This window comes from Psychrobacter sp. JCM 18901 (assembly GCF_000586435.1).
Lineage (GTDB): Bacteria > Pseudomonadota > Gammaproteobacteria > Pseudomonadales > Moraxellaceae > Psychrobacter.
Genome location: NZ_BAWH01000031.1, coordinates 1 through 16542 on the forward strand (window position 1 = coordinate 1; position 16542 = coordinate 16542).

A 16542-nucleotide genomic window follows, 5' to 3' on the forward strand; every position below is an offset into this window, starting at 1 on the left:
AGTTTAGATAGAAAACAAGGAAACTCTATAAATAATCTCAGTTATTTTCTATCAGCAATACTCTATTTACCTAACCTATTGTTATCGCTATCAAAATTTAAATACTGTCTTTTATATCTATAGATTTAGCTTTTTTTATATGGGCTGGTGTACTTCAGCAGTATATAGAGTGTGTAAAAAAAGGAACTTACCTGACGGTAAGTTCCCTTATATAAAATCTAAATACAGTATCTAGCTTTTCACTTTCATTTTAATCGTAGGCACGATACCTGATAACGCATAAATAATACCGATCGCTAAGATACCAACAGGAATATCATAGAGCACGATGCTCATGACTAGCACCCCAATGATAAGCACTACAAAAGGCACTTTCTTTTTATCAAATTCTTTAAAGCTATAGTATTTGACATTGCTGACCATCAGTAGACCGCAAGTCACGACCCAAGCTGCAAACAATAGCATGACGGCTGTATCGTATTTACCAATCCACTCGTTATGATCGGCTGCAACCATCACAGCGGACGTCACCAATATAGCAGCCAGTGGACTGGCCAAACCAACAAAGTACTTTTTATCGACAATGCCAACCTGAACATTAAAGCGTGCAAGGCGAAAAGCAGCACAAGCGGTAAAGACAAACGCACAGCCAATGCCGATACGACCTAACGGCTCTAAAGCAAAGCTATAAATCAAAATAGCAGGGGCAACGCCAAACGCTAGCATATCTGCTAAAGAGTCGTATTGCTCACCAAATGGACTTTGCGCATTGAGCATACGTGCGACACGTCCATCTGCGCCATCAAGAATAGCGGATAAAAAGATAGCCAAAGCTGCCTTATAGAACTCGCCTTGCGTACTCGCCAAAATCGAGTAAAAGCCTGACAGTAGCGATAAGGTAGTGATCAGATTGGGTGCCAAATAAACACCGCGACTAACCACTCGCTTACCTTCGGCGACTTCAGCTTCAATCACCTCAAACGTCAAACCATCATAGCTGTCGTTATCCGCTAGGCGGATATTAAACTCGTGCTCATCAATAAACGGTGGCTGTGTCGCTGCATTATCTTGCAGCGAGCCGTCGTTTAAGGACGCATTGTTCACAGGTGCATTATTCGGCTGGCCGATAGGTGGCTGAGTCGTCATCTTAATATCCTTATTGGCCGTTATTGCTATTCGCCGACGAGCCAGCGCACATTGGTCGCACTATCAGGCGTCAAGTTTGGCGCGTCTTCTACTTTTAGTACTGGCTGTAAGAAACGTAATATCTCACGTGCATGGTTATCAAACTGCCATGGCGGATTGATAACCAGTAGACCTGTACCGTTCAGACCAACCGCAACATCATTAGGATAAATGTTTAGCTCACAAACCAGCTGACGTCTCATTTCAGTACGTTTGAGCTTTTTATAGAAGAGCTCTACGGCTTCGATGTTTTTGATTGGGAACCAAAGCGCATAAGTGCCCTGTGGCCATTTGTTATAAGCCGCGACTAATAAATCGATCAGGCGCGTAAAATCTTTGTGCTCTTGCTCATAAGGAGGATCAAGGAAAATCAAACCGCGCTTTTCTTTTGGTGGAATAACAGCGGTAATACCTTCAAAAGCATCACGATGCTGGATACCAATTGGCAACTTATGTAGCTGATAGTTCAACGCATCGTATTCAGTCGCTTTGGCTTCAAAAGCCTCAGCACGCACGCCAGCATCAGGCTTTTTAGCGGCGGTTTTTTTCGACGTGATGGGCCACCCACCATGGCGAACCAGGATAGACTTTATTGTCGTAAGTGAATTTGGCTTGCTTGATGCCTTCCATATAATCTTTGACAGCAGCTGGTGCCTTTTCGGTATCTGCTTTTAGAAAAGCTTGAATACCGCCTTTTGCCTCACCTGTTTTGCGCGCTTCTTCACTGCTTAGTGAATACAGTCCACGACCGCCATAAGCGTCAAGCACATAAAACGGTTTGTTTTTCTGCCCCAGTTGATTAAGCAGTTGTACCAATAAAATGTGTTTAACCACATCAGCAAAGTTACCAGCGTGGTAGGCGTGTTTATAGTTCATAATCTCAAAAGTTTAAATAAGAAAAATTGCATCTATGGTAGCATAGGCAGAGTAAAAGATAATGTGGTTTTAGTAAGTGCTTTCAATAAAAACGTATTGAATGACGGTATATTGACAGCTGATTGATAATAATGAGATGAAATGACGCAGATTATTAGCAACCTTAACAAGACAGCGTTGGTCGTTGATCATCCGATAGGTCAGGATAATCCACCATTACTGCTGCCAGATACTCATAGTGATAGCCAAGAAATTCCTACTCAGCACGTATTGCAAATGTCTGACTTTGCGGTTAACTGGGAAGATAAGCTGACGGATAAACAGCTTGATACCTTTGTCACTGACGGCTGGCTCATCATTGACGATGTATTCAATAGTACTGCCTTATTAGCACTACAAGCAGAAAGCGGTTTTATTGACTATCGTGATGCAGAGCTGACCGCTGGTGTTCGCATCAGTGATATTCGCGGTGATAGAATACGCTGGATTACTGAATACTTTTTTGCAGGCTATTACTATCTACAAAGCATCAATGCTTTGGCCTCGCTATTCAATCGTAGTTTATTTGCTGGTATTCGCCATAGCGAAGCGCATTATGCGTGCTATCCGACTGGTTTTGGCTATCAATGGCACAGTGACAATCCTGCTGGACGTGATGAACGTGTTATCTCGGCGGTTTTTTTTATCTCAATAATAATTGGGAAGCAGCCGATGGCGGTGCACTAGAGGTCGTTGACAAACATGGCACGCACCATGAAGTGATTCCAGTTGCCAATAGACTGATTATTTTCGATAGCGATTTACGTCATCAAGTACAAATTGCGCATCGCCAACGCTACTCTATCGCTACTTGGATGCGCCGTGATGGTCTTGTACCCTTTGTCGAAGTAGCCATTTAGCATTTATCCTCTACTCTTTATTTATATTTACCATTTTAATTTATTATACAAAAGGCTTATTCATGTCTGACTCTCATAACCAATCAAACGTATCTCAACATACGACTCATCAGCAAGAAACATTAGACTTGAGCATTGCACTGTTAGAGCGTCCTTCAGTGACGCCCGATGACGATGGTTGCCAAGATATGTTGTCAGCACGGTTAGAACAAGCAGGCTTTGATTGCGAGTTTATGTATTTCGGTGATAGAAAACAAAGCGGTGAACATGCTGAAGTCAAAAACTTGTGGGCACGTCGCGTACTACCGATCCAGTGATTTGTTTTGCTGGTCATACTGACGTCGTGCCACGGGTGATGAGAAAAACTGGACCTACCCTCCGTTTACCCCAACCATTGCTGATGGATATCTATGGGCACGCGGTGCCGCCGATATGAAAACTGGTATTGCAGCTTTTACTGTTGCAGCCGAACGTTTCGTCGCCAATCACCCTGAGCACAATGGCTCAATTGCTTTTTTAATCACTTCAGATGAAGAAGGCCCGTCAATTAATGGTACGGTCAAAGTGATCGAGACTTTAGAGGCACGTCAAGAAAAAAATCACTTATTGTCTCGTTGGTGAGCCATCAAGTACCGATACGTTAGGCGATATCATCAAAAATGGTCGTCGTGGCTCGCTAGGCGCAGAGCTTACCGTTACAGGTAAACAAGGCCATGTCGCCTATCCACATCTAGCATCTAATCCGATTCATGCAGCGATGTCCGCCCTTGCTGAACTGACGTCTACCGCATGGGACAACGGCAATGACTACTTCCCAGCCACGTCATTGCAAATATCAAACATCAATGGAGGCACTGGCGCAACCAATGTCATTCCTGAAACGCTAAATGTGGTCTTTAACTTCCGTTTTTCAACTGAGACCACTGAAGATGAACTAAAGGCAAAGACGCATGCTATTTTTGATAAGCACTTTACCAACAGTAAAGCGAGCTACGATATACATTGGAAATTATCGGGTCAGCCGTTTTTGACCCTGAAGGAAAACTGGTCTCAGCATGCCAAAATGCCATCAAAAAAAGTGACCGATGTCGATACAACGCTATCTACTTCTGGTGGTACTTCCGATGGACGTTTCATCGCGCCAACTGGTGCCCAAGTGGTCGAACTGGGTGTGCGTAATGCGACGATTCATCAAGTAGATGAAAAAGTAGAAGTCGATGATCTAGGAAGCTTGCCCAAATTTACGAAGGTATTTTGGAAAATTTGTTGCTAGATTGAATGTAGTATTAATTGCGCCTGTCTAATTGATGACATCCACTCAAAGAAAAAGCGCTACCTGATTTAGGTTAGCGCTTTTTTTGTCATTACTTTATCGAAAATGGCTTGATCGGCTTAAATTACTTAAGCCAATTACTAGCTTTACTCGATACCAATATAGACATCAACTTGACCGTATTCTAAGTTACCACCGATATAATGCTCAAAGTCTACATTGAAAGTGCGGGTATGCTCGCAATCTGGTGCATTGAAATACTCCCAAGCACTTTCCCATGCATTCATCACAGTGTTAGGCATGTAACCTTCTTCAGAAAATACCAAGTACTTTCCTGCAGGAATATCAACCGTCACTACATTACTAGCATTAGCCACACTGTCGCTTTCTGATTGTGCATCTTGCTCGCTGGCTACTTTCCAACTGGCCACAACGTCAAACGCCCCTGCCAGATCATCGCTTTCATAGTTGTGATAGACACCATAAATGTCTTCACCCTCAGGGAGTTCACCCGCGTGATTTTGATAAAACTTTTGCCATAATCTACCAAGTTTGGCAGTGTCATGGCTTATCTCAGCGTTATTAGTGGTACGAACGCTGATACCGCGACAAGCTATCGCTTCTGGTAGCTCTTTAATTTGTGAGGTCATGATGCGGCCTTTTCTGTCTGTTTATTTAGTTTTCTATTTATAGCAATGCTGACAGATCAAATCGATTAATCTGCTTCATCAATCCAATTCATTTGAATGGCTTCTAAGATGCCTTCATTTGATTTTTGTGGATCATCATCAAAGCCTTCAAGCTCAGTTACCCAGCGATGCAAATCAGTAAAACGAATATACTGCGGATCTGTTTCTGGAAATTTTTCATAAAGCTCAATCGCAATATCTAAGCTGTCTGTCCATTTTAATTTTTGTGGGGTCATAACGGTACCTTATTTTTAGTCGTTTTGAGAATCATCATTTTGAAAACGATGCCATCGTCCTAATACTGACGACTTGATGGGCTCTATCCTACCAAAATTCAGCAAATGATTATAGCCAAGTTATTTTACGATGTTGTTTTCCAATACTGGGTTTCAAGACTATTTTGCGATATGGCCTAGGCTGATTTAGTCGATTTTACTGCGACTTGGTGCTCATTCCATGTGTTAATCGTATCTGTCAATTGCTCGCCCATCATATCTAATACTTCTGGTGTGCGCATACCTTTACTATCTGTAAAAACAAACTTAGTCATACCAACACCCATCAGCTGATTTTTGACAAAAAACCGATGCTCAAAATACACATATTTATGATCCCATCCTGCGACTGCACTGCTAAGTGTCATTTTATCCAAAAATTTAATTTGCTTAAGATAAATCATCTCTTGCATGGCAATCACCCAATTGAGCGGCTTAATACCTTTTTCGTGACAGCACGCCTTTACCCAGCGTGTCACGTTTAGCTCAATAAATGACAAATAACGATAATTGGGCAAATGATCGCGAAATCCCATATCGTGTGGCAAAATTCGATAATGGCGAACGGTCGGTGCAGTCAACGTCTCTAGACTGATAGTCTCACTCGTCGATTGATGCTTGAGCTGTTGTTTAAGTAAACTAACCATAATAAAAAAACGCAGTAGCATATTCATAAATCTTTCTCTTATTTCATCGTATTTATAATTGGTAATCGTCTATCGTTGAAGCAGTTCAGATGGGTTAAAAGGTTAATTAATCGTAAATCGTATAGTGAGTACACAAAGCACAGTTAATTTTGTGATCATTGAACACTGACCGTAATTGGAAAAACATCAGTCTATAGTCGGCTCATAAATGCCGTCCACTTTAACGCAAAAAAAGCCACCTCAGTGACTTTTCTTTATCTAAAACTTATCTGCAAATAATAATGGTTAAAAACATAGCTTAGAGATTAATGACCGCCGCCATTGATAGTACGTACCATCTCTTCTACCATTTTCTTAGCATCACCAAAGATCATCATGGTTTTGTCCATGTAGAACAAGCTGTTATCAAGACCTGCATAACCGGTACTCATTGAACGCTTAATGACCATAACCGTCTGGGCTTTGCTGACTTCTAGAATCGGCATACCGAAGATTGGCGAGGTAGGATCATCTTTCGCAGATGGATTCACAACGTCGTTTGCGCCGATAACCAAGACTACATCTGTACTCGCAAAGTCTGAGTTAATCTCGTCCATTTCTAAAATGTCATCATAAGGTACATCAGCTTCAGCCAATAGGACGTTCATGTGACCTGGCATACGACCAGCAACTGGATGGATAGCAAAGCGAACATTCACACCTTCTTCTTTTAATAGCTCATATAGCTCTTTTACTGCATTCTGTGCGCGGCCCTGTGCCATACCATAACCTGGTACGATGACTACGCTGCTAGCATTAGACATGAGGAATCCTGCATCTTCTGCTGAGCCTGCTTTGTAGTTTTTCGGTGCACCATCATCGCCGCCTGCGGCCACAGCTGACGTGCCCATACCACCAAACAAGACATTAAGTAGTGATCGGTTCATGGCTTTACACATGATGTAAGACAAGATCGCACCTGATGAACCGACCAGCGAACCTGCGATAATCAGCATCGAGTTGCCAAGGGTAAAACCAATACCTGCTGCTGCCCAACCTGAGAATGAGTTCAGTAGTGATACAACTACTGGCATGTCACCGCCACCGATTGGCGCAATCCACATCCAACCAAAGATAACCGCAATCACTGCCATCGCATAAAATGCCGGTAATGAGTCAGTGACGAAATACACCCCGCCGAAACCAATCATTGCAATGAATAGTAGCGCTTGGACCGGTTTTACCCAACCACCAACCAATGTTTTTGCCCAGCTTTTCGCTGCCAATTTACCAAAGGCAAAGACTGAAGCTGAGAACGTAATTGCACCGATGAAGCAACCGATAAATAGCTCGATGCGGGCAACGGCACCATGCTGCTGTTCAGTGTGTAATACCGTCGCAAGTGCAATCGCAACCGCTGCCAAACCGACGAATGAATGCATCAAAGCTACTGTTTCTGGCATCTGGGTCATTGCGACTGTTTTCGCTTTCCACATACCAACGAGAGCACCCAACACCATCGCACCGATGATCAACCAAAGCACAGGGCCTTCTGCTAAAAAGAAGGTTGTCACAACGGCAATTGCCATCGCTGCCATACCAAAACGGTTGCCGCGAATCGCTGTCTTTGGACTAGACAAACCACGTAACGTTAAGACAAAGAGAATAGCGCCGACTAGATAGAACCAATCTGCATTTGCCGCAATCATTGTTGAGAAGTCGTTCATGCGTCACCTCCGGCATCAGTGGTTGCTACTGGTGCTTTTTTTCACTTTCGGTTTGAACATCGCAAGCATACGCTCAGTCACGGCAAAGCCACCAAAGATATTGATACTGGCTAAAAATACCGCAAAGGCACCAAGCAAACTGGTCGGTGTAAACATTGAACCATCAATCGTGACGGTTTGTAGCATCGCACCCACGATGACGATACTTGATAAAGCGTTGGTTACCGCCATCAATGGCGTATGCAATGCAGGCGTAACGCCCCAAACCACGTAGTATCCGACAAAAATAGCGAGCACAAATACAGTGAAAATCGCTACAAATGGTGTGCTACTCATGGCCGCACCGGCTGGCGCTGCAGCTAAAATAGTGGCAATCATCTAATCCTCCTAAAAATTTATTCATTACTGGCAAATGTGTAGTGACAAAATATGTGGTAATAGACTATTCAAACTAGCGTTTGGCCAGTCGTACCTGACTGTCATGTGTCACTGCCAGTGCGCCCTGAATCTCGTCTTCCATGTCTAAGTTAAGTGCCAAGCTAGCTGATGCGTCATCGCCAGCAGGTGCAATCAATGTCGTAATAAAGTTAACAAGGTTATTGGCATACAAATCTGAAGACTGTGCGGCGAGCTGTGAAGGGATATTGGCCGCGCCAACGATACGCACGCCGTTGTCTGTGGTGATGGTTTCGTTAGGCACACTGCCTTCGACGTTACCACCGGTACCAGCCGCCATATCGATCAGTACAGAACCTGCCTTCATTTTGGCAAGCGTTGCGCCATGTACCAGACGCGGAGCATTACGACCAGGAATCTGCGCCGTGGTAATAACGATGTCAGCATTGCTCAATGCTTTATCTACGACAGCTGCTTGATCTTTGACATATTGCTCTGATGGTGTCCATGCATAACCACCGGTAGACTTAGCTGTTTCAGCCTCCTCTGCGCTCATCGGCACATCAAGCCATTTACCACCGAGTGACTCTACTTGCTCGCGAGCGGTTGGACGTAGGTCACTGGCTTCTACCACTGCACCCAAACGCTTGGCTGTCGCAATCGCTTGCAGACCTGCAACACCAACACCTAGGATAACGACTTTGGCTGGCTTAACCGTACCTGCGACGTCATAAACATCGGAAAAGGACGTGAATACTCATTGGCCGCGAGCAATACGGCTTTATAACCAGCAAGGTTGGCTTGTGATGACAATACATCCATATTTTGTGCACGTGACAATGTGCGAGGCAATAACTCCATCGCAAATACTGTCGCGCCTTTGGCTGCATAAGTGTCAAGCTGAGTGTTGCGATACGGGTCGAGCATGCCAATGACGATCTGACCAGACGATAAGCTCTCAGTGGCTTCCGCTGGTAGGTCATTGACGGTGGTAATAATCTTAGACTGGGTAATCACCTCGGTACGACTACTGGCAATGTCGGCACCCGCAGCCTGATACAACTCATCAGCATAATATGCTGCTTGGCCTGCACCTGACTGAACGACGACTTCAAACCCAAGTTTACGCAATTTTTTTGACTGCGTCTGGGGTTATGGCTACACGGCTCTCGCTCGTGATATCTGCACTGATTACACCGATTTTCATACCGTCTCCTTACTTACGTCCAATGACTATATTTACGTCTCACGACTACCTTTAATACCCTCAACGCACATCTAAAAAGCACAGGGGACAAAACCCTTTGATCATGATTAATCCATTACAGCGATCAAAGGTTATCAATTTAATAAATGATAGCTACTTTACCATCATGCCTTTTTATTATAGAGATATCGTTCGTCAAGTTTCATTGTCTAATGATGACCCACAAGTAAAATAAAAATTTAGGTATTTACACCATTGGCATACTTTTTGTTGGTATATTAAAGCCTTTTATTTTTCCAAAAAAATGCTTAACCCTTATAGATACAGGCCTAACTCCATTTATTTCCTAATGTTAAATCCGTTCTTTTATTAAACAAATAACGTCAATAAACATAAAATAAGCAAGGTGAAGTCAAGTTCCACCCATGCATACCGTATAATAAGAATACTTGACACTCGAAAAAACCCGTCATCGATTCATTATAATAAGGAATAACCATGTATTTTTTGCTCTCCCCTGCCAAATCCTTGAACGAAACAGACGCTATACCACTAAATTTAGGTAATTATTATAGTCAACCCGAGTTAATCGAACGCTCACAAGAATTGATGAAAGTATTAAAGTCAAAAGAGCCTGTTGACCTACAAGAATTGATGAGTATATCTGACGATTTGGCTCAGCTTAATGCTACGCGCAATCAACAATGGCATTGGAGTGAAGCGCAACCATTTACTAACGGCGCCTCTGACAATGCCGCCAAGCCTGCAGGTTATTTGTTCGATGGTGATGTCTATACTGGACTTGATATGTATCATATGGACAAAGATACCGCCACTTACGTCAATGAGCACTTAGGTATTTTGTCTGGGCTGTATGGAGTACTCAAGCCACTCGATCTTATCCAGCCATATCGCTTAGAGATGGGCACCAAGCTGAAAAATGAGCGCGGTGACAATCTCTATGAGTTTTGGGGCGAGGAAGTCACTAATGTTATCAATGCGCGTATGGCTGATAGCGATGACAAAGTATTAGTGAACTTGGCTTCTAATGAATACTTTAAGGCGGTAAAGAAAAAAAGCATTGAAGGCAGATATCATTACGCCACGATTTGAAGACGAGAAAAATGGTCAATATAAAGTGATTAGCTTTTATGCCAAAAAAGCCCGTGGACTGATGGTCAAATATGCTGCAGATAAGAAGCTGACCAATGCTGAGCAGTTAAAGCAGTTTGATTTGGCAGGATATTACTACTGTGAAGACGCGTCTGATGATAAGACGTGGACGTTTAGACGAGATACGGCGCATCAGTAGCTTGATATAATACGAATCAAAATTATAAAAAAACCCATCATAAGCCGAAAGTTACGATGGGTTTTTTATTCTCCAACCACTAAATTTTTTAGGTCCTATACTCTAAAACGCAACTTATCCCTTGAAACATCAAGTACTACTGTTTCATTATAAACATTATAGGTATGGAGACGATCAATGTCGGTCTCCCAGTCTGGTTCAATATAACGTACAAAGGTTTCCTTATAAGACGTCGGTGTTAGCTCTTCTACTAGATACAAAGCAATCCTACGCCCATATCTAAGAGTGCCATCCTGAGCAGTACGAAATAGCTGACCATTTTTTTCGAAATAGTGCTCCCGCTAGTCGTGAGCCACGCACATCAATCTTGAATGGTGCACAAGGATGAATGACCCAATTATCTGATTCTAAGCTGTCAGAAGTATAGATATGCAGCTCTAAATCTATTGTCATATTTGAAACTGAACCATGCGTTGTAAAAAGATACCATAATCCATTGTGCTCTATGACTGCACTATCTGCTGCCTGAATGCCCGAAACTAAATCATTAACTTTCTTCACTTTCGGGGAAAATCTACTGCCTTCAATAAGTTGATACAATAAGTATCTGCAGCTTCTGGAATCATATATACCGCACCCTTATGCTCAAACACATTGGGAAAGCTTAAATGCGTGCTAATACCTAAATCTGCGGAACCAGTGTCAATAATTTGACGGTTTTCATTTAGTTCTATCCACTCTATTCGACCAATATTCTCTTTATAGTTCAAGCTTTCAAAAAAATATGTAACGTCTTGAGTCGTGTTCAATATAAAAGGGATCAGCCCAAAAGCAGCCTTTCGCAGGCGGTATTTCTGTATATGTATATATTGGTTGATCAACAGATCCAATAAAGAGGCTCCACTGATTGAGATAAAAACTCTTATAAAAAGTTTTGACAGTATAATATTTTAAGAATCTAGGTAAGTGTTTGATGGTCATTGATAAGTCAGGTTTGTGATGAACCGTGTGTTCGTCAGTTGTCTTAATAGACTTTCCGGTATTAACTCCAACTCTATTCCTGTGGAAGTACCAATATAATATCGATGCTGCTATCCCATTTGACTTACGCTTAGTTAAGTTATAGTCCCAGTAAAATAGCGTGCCATAACCTTCCCCTACTACTTTATCTACATTAAGATGTTCATTTAATAATTGCAAAGTAACGACACTACTTTCCCATTGTTCAGCAAACTGCCAATATAACGTAGGCTTATCATGTTGTATCGCATTATTGCCATAATGAAAAAAAAGCACACCGTTTTTTTGTAATACTTAAAATTTTTCCTGTCAGCGCTCTGAAACCAATATTAAGCAGGTAATCTAAATCCGCAGCTTCGATTTTCTCAATCACTGAATCTTCAATTTCTTCAGTGTACTCACCCTGCTTCGGTATAGACATGATAGTAGGCATTGAGCCATTTTTTGATAAGTCGTGAATAGAATAATGCTTAGCATTACTCTTAGTTCTAGAAAGAGAAGAGAATATTTTTTGATTAATTAGGGGAATAGACTTTAGTACACTGCGTTTCTGTTTTATATTTCGTTGAATAGCGATACAAACCTCGACAATTCCTTCATCCACCAATGACTTAAGTGGTTCAAAGTTGTACCACGCCAAGGTCTTATCTTCTACAAGGATTCCAAGCCTAATCTTCTTCATTGTGATCACATTTAATGGCACACGATATTTTGCGCATTCTGACCCGCAACACGTGTCCAAACTCCTTTTAATTGAATTGTCATTCCATTATATATTCAAATAATAACATATATAGTAGTATATGTTAAAAGAAACTCACCATAAATTAGACACAAAAAAAGCCCTGCTATTTTTCGATAACAGCACTTCTAATAGCCAAATAGACTTTATGAAAAAATCATACTTTTAGCGAAACGCGATTCATCGAGAAAGGTGAGAAAATGGTCAATATAAAGTGAAAGGCTGAACAGCTAAAGCAGTTTGATTTGGCAGGATATTACTACTGTGAAGACGCGTCTGATGATAAGACGTGGACGTTTAGAAGGGATGCGGCGGATCAGTAGCTTGATATAAAATACATTCACTACAATCGCTAGAAGCCACTAGGAGCATTGCATTCAGTGCTTCTAGCCCAGTCATCCAATATCTTTTAGTTGAACATATGAACAGATTACAACAATCCTTCTTGTGCCATCATTTTCTGTATCGAGGCGCGGTTCAGCATGGCTTGATAGTGTGCATCTAGGTGTGTCCAATCCTGTGCTCGACTCGCATATCGCTGACTCCAGTGAGCGATCATAAATAAATGAAAATCAGCCCCACTTAATTTATCGCCTAATAACCATGGACCATGACTCGCCAATCCCTTTTCAATAATATCCCAGCAGTAGATTAGTACATCATTCGCTTTATTTTTCACTTGCTGCAAATTGTGCTCACCGCTAATGTACTGCTCGGGATGTGCCCAGTGATTAGCGGCTTCTTGTAGTGTAGAAGACATCCAAAACAAATACTGGTAATAGACACCGCGCTTAGAGCATCCTGTGTTAGGTGCTAGCCCAGACTCTGGGTGCTGATCTAACACATACATTAAAATTGCAGCAGACTCATAAATAACCTGTCCCTGATGCACCAACGTAGGTACTTTGCCATTTGGATTAATGGCTAGATACTCAGCTGATTTTTGCATGTTCTTAGACAGGTCTATTTCTATCATTTCATAAGAAACGCCTAGCTCCTCAAAGACAGCATGGGTAGCCATATTGGCACCACCCTTATCCCAATATAAAGTATAAATAGTCGTGTCCTTCTTGCTGTGGCGATTAATGGATAAAATATTGTACTGAACGATAGAAATTATTCTCTAACGTGAAATAATCGACATGATAGCGTCCGCCAGTTGAGGGATTTCCGTCATTTTCAAACCGGCAATATTGATTCTGCCATTTGGCATGCCGTAAATCGCGAACTCATCTTGCAGTATGAGCATTTGATTTTCTGTTAGCGGTAATAGAGAAAACATGCCTTTTTGGTACGAAATGTCCAAAAACTCTGCAGGTGCACCCCTATCTTTTAATGCTGCGCCTAACGCTTGGCGAATAGCATCTACCCTATCACGGTAGCTTGCCAGCTCGACTAACCAAGCGTCTGGGCTATCTAGCAAATAAGAAGCCACTGCGGCACCGTGATTGGGCGGCATGGAGTAGTTGGCACGTGTGATGGTTTCTAAGAGTGTCTGTATATCTGCATGGCGGTCATGGTTCGTCGTCATCACCGTGGCAATACCAGTACGCTCATTGTATAGCCCCATGTTCTTTGAACAGCTGGCGGCGATAAATGCAAAGTCAGCGTCTTCAATCATTAAACGAAGCCCTGCAGCATCGGTATCAGGATCATCTCCAAAGCCTTGATACGCCATATCAATAAACGGGACAATATTTTTCTGTTTACATTTATCAGAAAACAGTTGCCACTGCTCTAAAGAAGGATCTATACCCGTAGGATTGTGGCAGCACGCATGCAATAGCAGTACGTCCCCTTCTTTTGCTTTTTCTAGCTCGGCAAAACACGCATCAATGTCTAACTGGCCATTTTTATTTTGCCATGGATACGTCTTAACCGTTAACCCAGCCCCTTCCATCAGCGGACGATGATTGATATAGCCAGGGTCACTGATCCAAACGGTTGAATCGGGAGAGAGCGTGGCGATTAAATCAGCAATGAGTCGTAATGCACCTGATGCTCCAACCGTCTGAATCGTGCACTGGTCTTTTAGACTTGGACTGTCACCCAGTACAAATTTTGCCATTTGCTGGTTAAAATTAGCGTTACCCGATAACATGCCATAAGCCTTTGAATGAGCTTCATGAGCAAGATGTATTTCTGCGTCTTGCACGGTTTTCATCACAGGTGTATTGCCATGCTCGTCTCGATAGACACCAACCAATAAATCTATTTTATGTTTACGCTGGTCAGCGCGAAACCTACCTAATAATGCCCACAGTGGATCACCATTGATGATAGGCATATTATTTAACATCATGATACTTCCTTAATTAATTTATTTCGCTCTATTGGACAAGATGACGCCAATGGTACTGAGTACGATGCCGCATATCATAATGACTGATAGAGACTCATTGAGTATCAGCGCAGCCAGTATGGCAGTTAATCCTGGGGATAAAGAGCCAAGTAATAAGGTACGAATGGAGCCCAGCTGTTTGACTGCATAAGAAAACGCAATGGTTGATATCACCCCTACACCAAGTCCTTGTACTAGGATAAACGGAAGCGCTTCATCAAAAGATACAGACCCTATATTCGTCTCCACCACACCAGACAGAACCATCATCAATGTCAGAAAAAAAGAGGTATAAGAAAGCACGATAGCGATAGCTATTGGACTCAATTTGGTGCTTTTTAACCCTAAGGTATAACCCGCCCAAATCAGGCTTGCCATCAACAATAACCCTACACCGTACAGAAGACTATTAGGTATTGACTGTGCACGCCCGCCAATCATAGTAGCGATACCAAAGAGAATAAGGATCAATGCGGCAAATTTCTTCAATGATATTCGTTGACGATAAAAAAATAAAAGACAATATTGCGGCAAAGAAGACTGGCGTACCTGTCAAAATAGTACCAACGTAAGCTGCTGGTACCGTACTTGCACCAAAAGCGGCTAATAAAAGAAAAGGCACGCCACCAAGTAAAACAAACATGATATCTGGCAGTCTTATATTTTTGACTTCATGCCAACTAGAGAGTACCCAAGGAGTCAATAAGACCAGCGGTACACTGAAGCGAATGAGCATGACATCCGCAATAGTTAGCGACGAGGCACTAACCGCTCGCACAGTCAAAGCAAATCCTGACCAAATCAACAATACGACGCTCATCGCCACATAGCCTTTGGTTAGTGGCGACATTACAAACAAAGGATTTTTGCGCGATGAGGGATGGAATATCGTATTCATAGTCGTGTCTTATGCTGGTATACAAAGACCAATTATCGATTAAAATACGCGCTTTTATCTCTATTTCTTCATTGCAATTTTGCAAATATTTGGTGGATAATGCTAATTAAATAAAAATTATTGGCTTAAGAAGCCAAAAGGTAAATTATGGACAAAATCGATCGCCATATCTTGGAAGTGCTCCAAAAAGAAGCGCGTTTATCTACGGCGGAACTGTCCGAACGTATAGGTCTGTCGCCTTCTCCTTGCGCGCGACGCCTCAAACGTTTGGAAGATGAAGGCTATATAGAGAACTATCAAGCGAACGTAAACAAAGCCAAAGTGGGTATTGCGATGAGTTTCTTTGTGGAGGTCAGTCTCAACAGCCACCAAGAAGAATCTATCGCAGCCTTCGAACGCGCTCTGTCCAACATGGACGAGGTAATCAATGGACATGTGGTATCGGGTTCTTATGATTATTTATTAGAAGTGGTGAGCCCCAATCTCGATGGTTATGAGCGGTTCACACGTAAGCTGCACAAGCTTGCTAGCGTAAAAGATATACACACTCATCTATCGGTGAGAAAGGTAATCAATAAGACGACTCTACCTATTTTTGTTTGAGATTTTTTTATACCGACTAGCAGTACAATGTCTCGCTCGATCATTCGTGAGTAGCAAGACCCATAATAAGTTTATTTGGATTTGACAGAATATTGCTATTACAAAGAAACATCTTTTGATAAGACGTGGATTTTTAGAAGGAATGCGACAGATGCGTAATCATTAGCTAAAATAGACTAAAATTTTATAACAAAACCCTAGTAAGCTCAGCTCGCTAGGGTTTTTCTATATGGGTTAAAACTAGAGGTTTATTTGTATAGATAATTTGTGCTCATGAGAGAGGTTCTTTATCTAATTATTTTTTTGAACAAGTAAATATTACGCCCTCAGTATCCTCTTTCAAAATCATACTTGATTGTGACAAAGATATAATTGAGGAAGATGCACTTATATTTTTCGGGAACATATCAGTCATATTGAATGACTGGTCCATGTATGGATGACTTATATTAGTCAACTTAATATCTTCTAAT

The 16542-nt window shown here is 42.0% G+C and carries 14 protein-coding genes and 5 pseudogenes; 4 read left to right on the plus strand and 15 right to left on the minus strand.

The window, feature by feature from the left end; all coding sequences use genetic code 11:
- Positions 1-231 precede the first annotated feature (231 nt).
- Positions 232-1146 carry a CDP-diacylglycerol--serine O-phosphatidyltransferase gene (gene pssA, locus TT11_RS15925; protein ID WP_261871120.1) on the minus strand — a complete coding sequence of 305 codons (915 nt, stop codon included), beginning with the start codon at positions 1144-1146 and terminating at the stop codon, positions 232-234.
- 26 nt (positions 1147-1172) lie between these two features.
- Positions 1173-2061 (minus strand): annotated as a pseudogene (locus TT11_RS17550) (23S rRNA (adenine(2030)-N(6))-methyltransferase RlmJ).
- A gap of 141 nt (positions 2062-2202) precedes the next feature.
- On the opposite strand from TT11_RS17550, the pseudogene TT11_RS15940 reads away from it, so the two are divergent.
- Both TT11_RS15940 and dapE read left to right on the plus strand, forming a co-directional pair.
- A pseudogene (locus TT11_RS15940) lies at positions 2203-2960 on the plus strand (2OG-Fe(II) oxygenase).
- A 62-nt stretch (positions 2961-3022) separates the two neighbouring features.
- A pseudogene (gene dapE / locus TT11_RS15950) lies at positions 3023-4238 on the plus strand (succinyl-diaminopimelate desuccinylase).
- Positions 4239-4379: 141 nt separating this feature from the next.
- Here the strand turns inward: dapE and TT11_RS15955 are convergent.
- The 6 genes and pseudogenes from TT11_RS15955 to TT11_RS15980 form a co-directional block, all read right to left on the minus strand.
- Complete coding sequence (locus TT11_RS15955) at positions 4380-4883, minus strand: GyrI-like domain-containing protein (protein ID WP_191114814.1); 504 nt, start codon at positions 4881-4883, stop codon at positions 4380-4382.
- 65 nt (positions 4884-4948) lie between these two features.
- On the minus strand, positions 4949-5158 hold the full coding sequence (gene iscX / locus TT11_RS15960) for a Fe-S cluster assembly protein IscX (protein ID WP_021812734.1): 210 nt from the start codon (positions 5156-5158) through the stop codon (positions 4949-4951).
- 176 nt (positions 5159-5334) lie between these two features.
- Positions 5335-5871, minus strand: a complete 537-nt coding sequence (locus tag TT11_RS15965) for an acyl-CoA thioesterase (RefSeq protein ID WP_261871124.1) — start codon at positions 5869-5871, stop codon at positions 5335-5337.
- Between the two features lie 278 nt (positions 5872-6149).
- On the minus strand, positions 6150-7550 hold the full coding sequence (locus tag TT11_RS15970; RefSeq protein WP_102092432.1) for an NAD(P)(+) transhydrogenase (Re/Si-specific) subunit beta: 1401 nt from the start codon (positions 7548-7550) through the stop codon (positions 6150-6152).
- A 15-nt stretch (positions 7551-7565) separates the two neighbouring features.
- Entirely contained in the window at positions 7566-7886 is a 321-nt protein-coding gene (locus TT11_RS15975; RefSeq protein WP_261871131.1) for a proton-translocating transhydrogenase family protein, read from the minus strand.
- Between the two features lie 115 nt (positions 7887-8001).
- Positions 8002-9153 (minus strand): annotated as a pseudogene (locus TT11_RS15980) (Re/Si-specific NAD(P)(+) transhydrogenase subunit alpha).
- Positions 9154-9651: 498 nt separating this feature from the next.
- On the opposite strand from TT11_RS15980, the pseudogene yaaA reads away from it, so the two are divergent.
- Positions 9652-10465: pseudogene (gene yaaA, locus TT11_RS15985) on the plus strand (peroxide stress protein YaaA).
- Positions 10466-10744: 279 nt separating this feature from the next.
- On the opposite strand, the gene TT11_RS15990 reads toward yaaA, so the two are convergent.
- The 7 genes from TT11_RS15990 to TT11_RS16020 all read right to left on the minus strand — a co-directional run bounded on the left by TT11_RS15990 (position 10745) and on the right by TT11_RS16020 (position 15466).
- Positions 10745-10918, minus strand: coding sequence for a hypothetical protein (locus tag TT11_RS15990; RefSeq protein ID WP_261871125.1), 174 nt, complete (start codon positions 10916-10918; stop codon positions 10745-10747).
- Between the two features lie 104 nt (positions 10919-11022).
- Positions 11023-11355, minus strand: a complete 333-nt coding sequence (locus TT11_RS15995) for a hypothetical protein (protein WP_261871126.1) — start codon at positions 11353-11355, stop codon at positions 11023-11025.
- A gap of 380 nt (positions 11356-11735) precedes the next feature.
- Positions 11736-12167, minus strand: a complete 432-nt coding sequence (locus tag TT11_RS16000) for a hypothetical protein (protein ID WP_261871127.1) — start codon at positions 12165-12167, stop codon at positions 11736-11738.
- Between the two features lie 490 nt (positions 12168-12657).
- Positions 12658-13347, minus strand: coding sequence for a glutathione S-transferase family protein (locus TT11_RS16005; RefSeq protein ID WP_370587883.1), 690 nt, complete (start codon positions 13345-13347; stop codon positions 12658-12660).
- A 3-nt stretch (positions 13348-13350) separates the two neighbouring features.
- Complete coding sequence (locus TT11_RS16010; protein WP_261871128.1) at positions 13351-14529, minus strand: aromatic amino acid transaminase; 1179 nt, start codon at positions 14527-14529, stop codon at positions 13351-13353.
- Between the two features lie 18 nt (positions 14530-14547).
- Complete coding sequence (locus TT11_RS16015; RefSeq protein WP_261871129.1) at positions 14548-15009, minus strand: DMT family transporter; 462 nt, start codon at positions 15007-15009, stop codon at positions 14548-14550.
- Positions 14978-15466 (minus strand): hypothetical protein, encoded by a 489-nt coding sequence (locus tag TT11_RS16020; protein WP_261871130.1) that lies wholly within the window; start codon positions 15464-15466, stop codon positions 14978-14980. The genes TT11_RS16015 and TT11_RS16020 overlap by 32 nt, the downstream gene beginning before the upstream one ends.
- A 147-nt stretch (positions 15467-15613) precedes the next feature.
- Between TT11_RS16020 and TT11_RS16025 the strand changes: the two genes are divergently transcribed.
- The gene (locus TT11_RS16025) at positions 15614-16069 is read left to right on the plus strand and encodes an Lrp/AsnC family transcriptional regulator (protein ID WP_102093266.1); all 456 of its coding nucleotides are present in this window, start codon (positions 15614-15616) and stop codon (positions 16067-16069) included.
- Positions 16070-16542 lie beyond the last annotated feature (473 nt).

Excerpts from the sequence above, each read along its gene's own strand:
- pssA (WP_261871120.1), bottom strand. The coding sequence starts at position 1,146 with ATGACGACTCAGCCACCTATCGGCCAGCCGAATAATGCACCTGTGAAC.
- TT11_RS15955 (WP_191114814.1), bottom strand. The coding sequence starts at position 4,883 with ATGACCTCACAAATTAAAGAGCTACCAGAAGCGATAGCTTGTCGCGGT.
- iscX (WP_021812734.1), bottom strand. The coding sequence starts at position 5,158 with ATGACCCCACAAAAATTAAAATGGACAGACAGCTTAGATATTGCGATT.
- TT11_RS15965 (WP_261871124.1), bottom strand. The coding sequence starts at position 5,871 with ATGAATATGCTACTGCGTTTTTTTATTATGGTTAGTTTACTTAAACAA.
- TT11_RS15970 (WP_102092432.1), bottom strand. The coding sequence starts at position 7,550 with ATGAACGACTTCTCAACAATGATTGCGGCAAATGCAGATTGGTTCTAT.
- TT11_RS15975 (WP_261871131.1), bottom strand. The coding sequence starts at position 7,886 with ATGAGTAGCACACCATTTGTAGCGATTTTCACTGTATTTGTGCTCGCT.
- TT11_RS15990 (WP_261871125.1), bottom strand. The coding sequence starts at position 10,918 with ATGACAATAGATTTAGAGCTGCATATCTATACTTCTGACAGCTTAGAA.
- TT11_RS16000 (WP_261871127.1), bottom strand. The coding sequence starts at position 12,167 with ATGAAGAAGATTAGGCTTGGAATCCTTGTAGAAGATAAGACCTTGGCG.
- TT11_RS16010 (WP_261871128.1), bottom strand. The coding sequence starts at position 14,529 with ATGATGTTAAATAATATGCCTATCATCAATGGTGATCCACTGTGGGCA.
- TT11_RS16015 (WP_261871129.1), bottom strand. The coding sequence starts at position 15,009 with ATGATTGGCGGGCGTGCACAGTCAATACCTAATAGTCTTCTGTACGGT.
- TT11_RS16020 (WP_261871130.1), bottom strand. The coding sequence starts at position 15,466 with ATGAATACGATATTCCATCCCTCATCGCGCAAAAATCCTTTGTTTGTA.
- TT11_RS16025 (WP_102093266.1), top strand. The coding sequence starts at position 15,614 with ATGGACAAAATCGATCGCCATATCTTGGAAGTGCTCCAAAAAGAAGCG.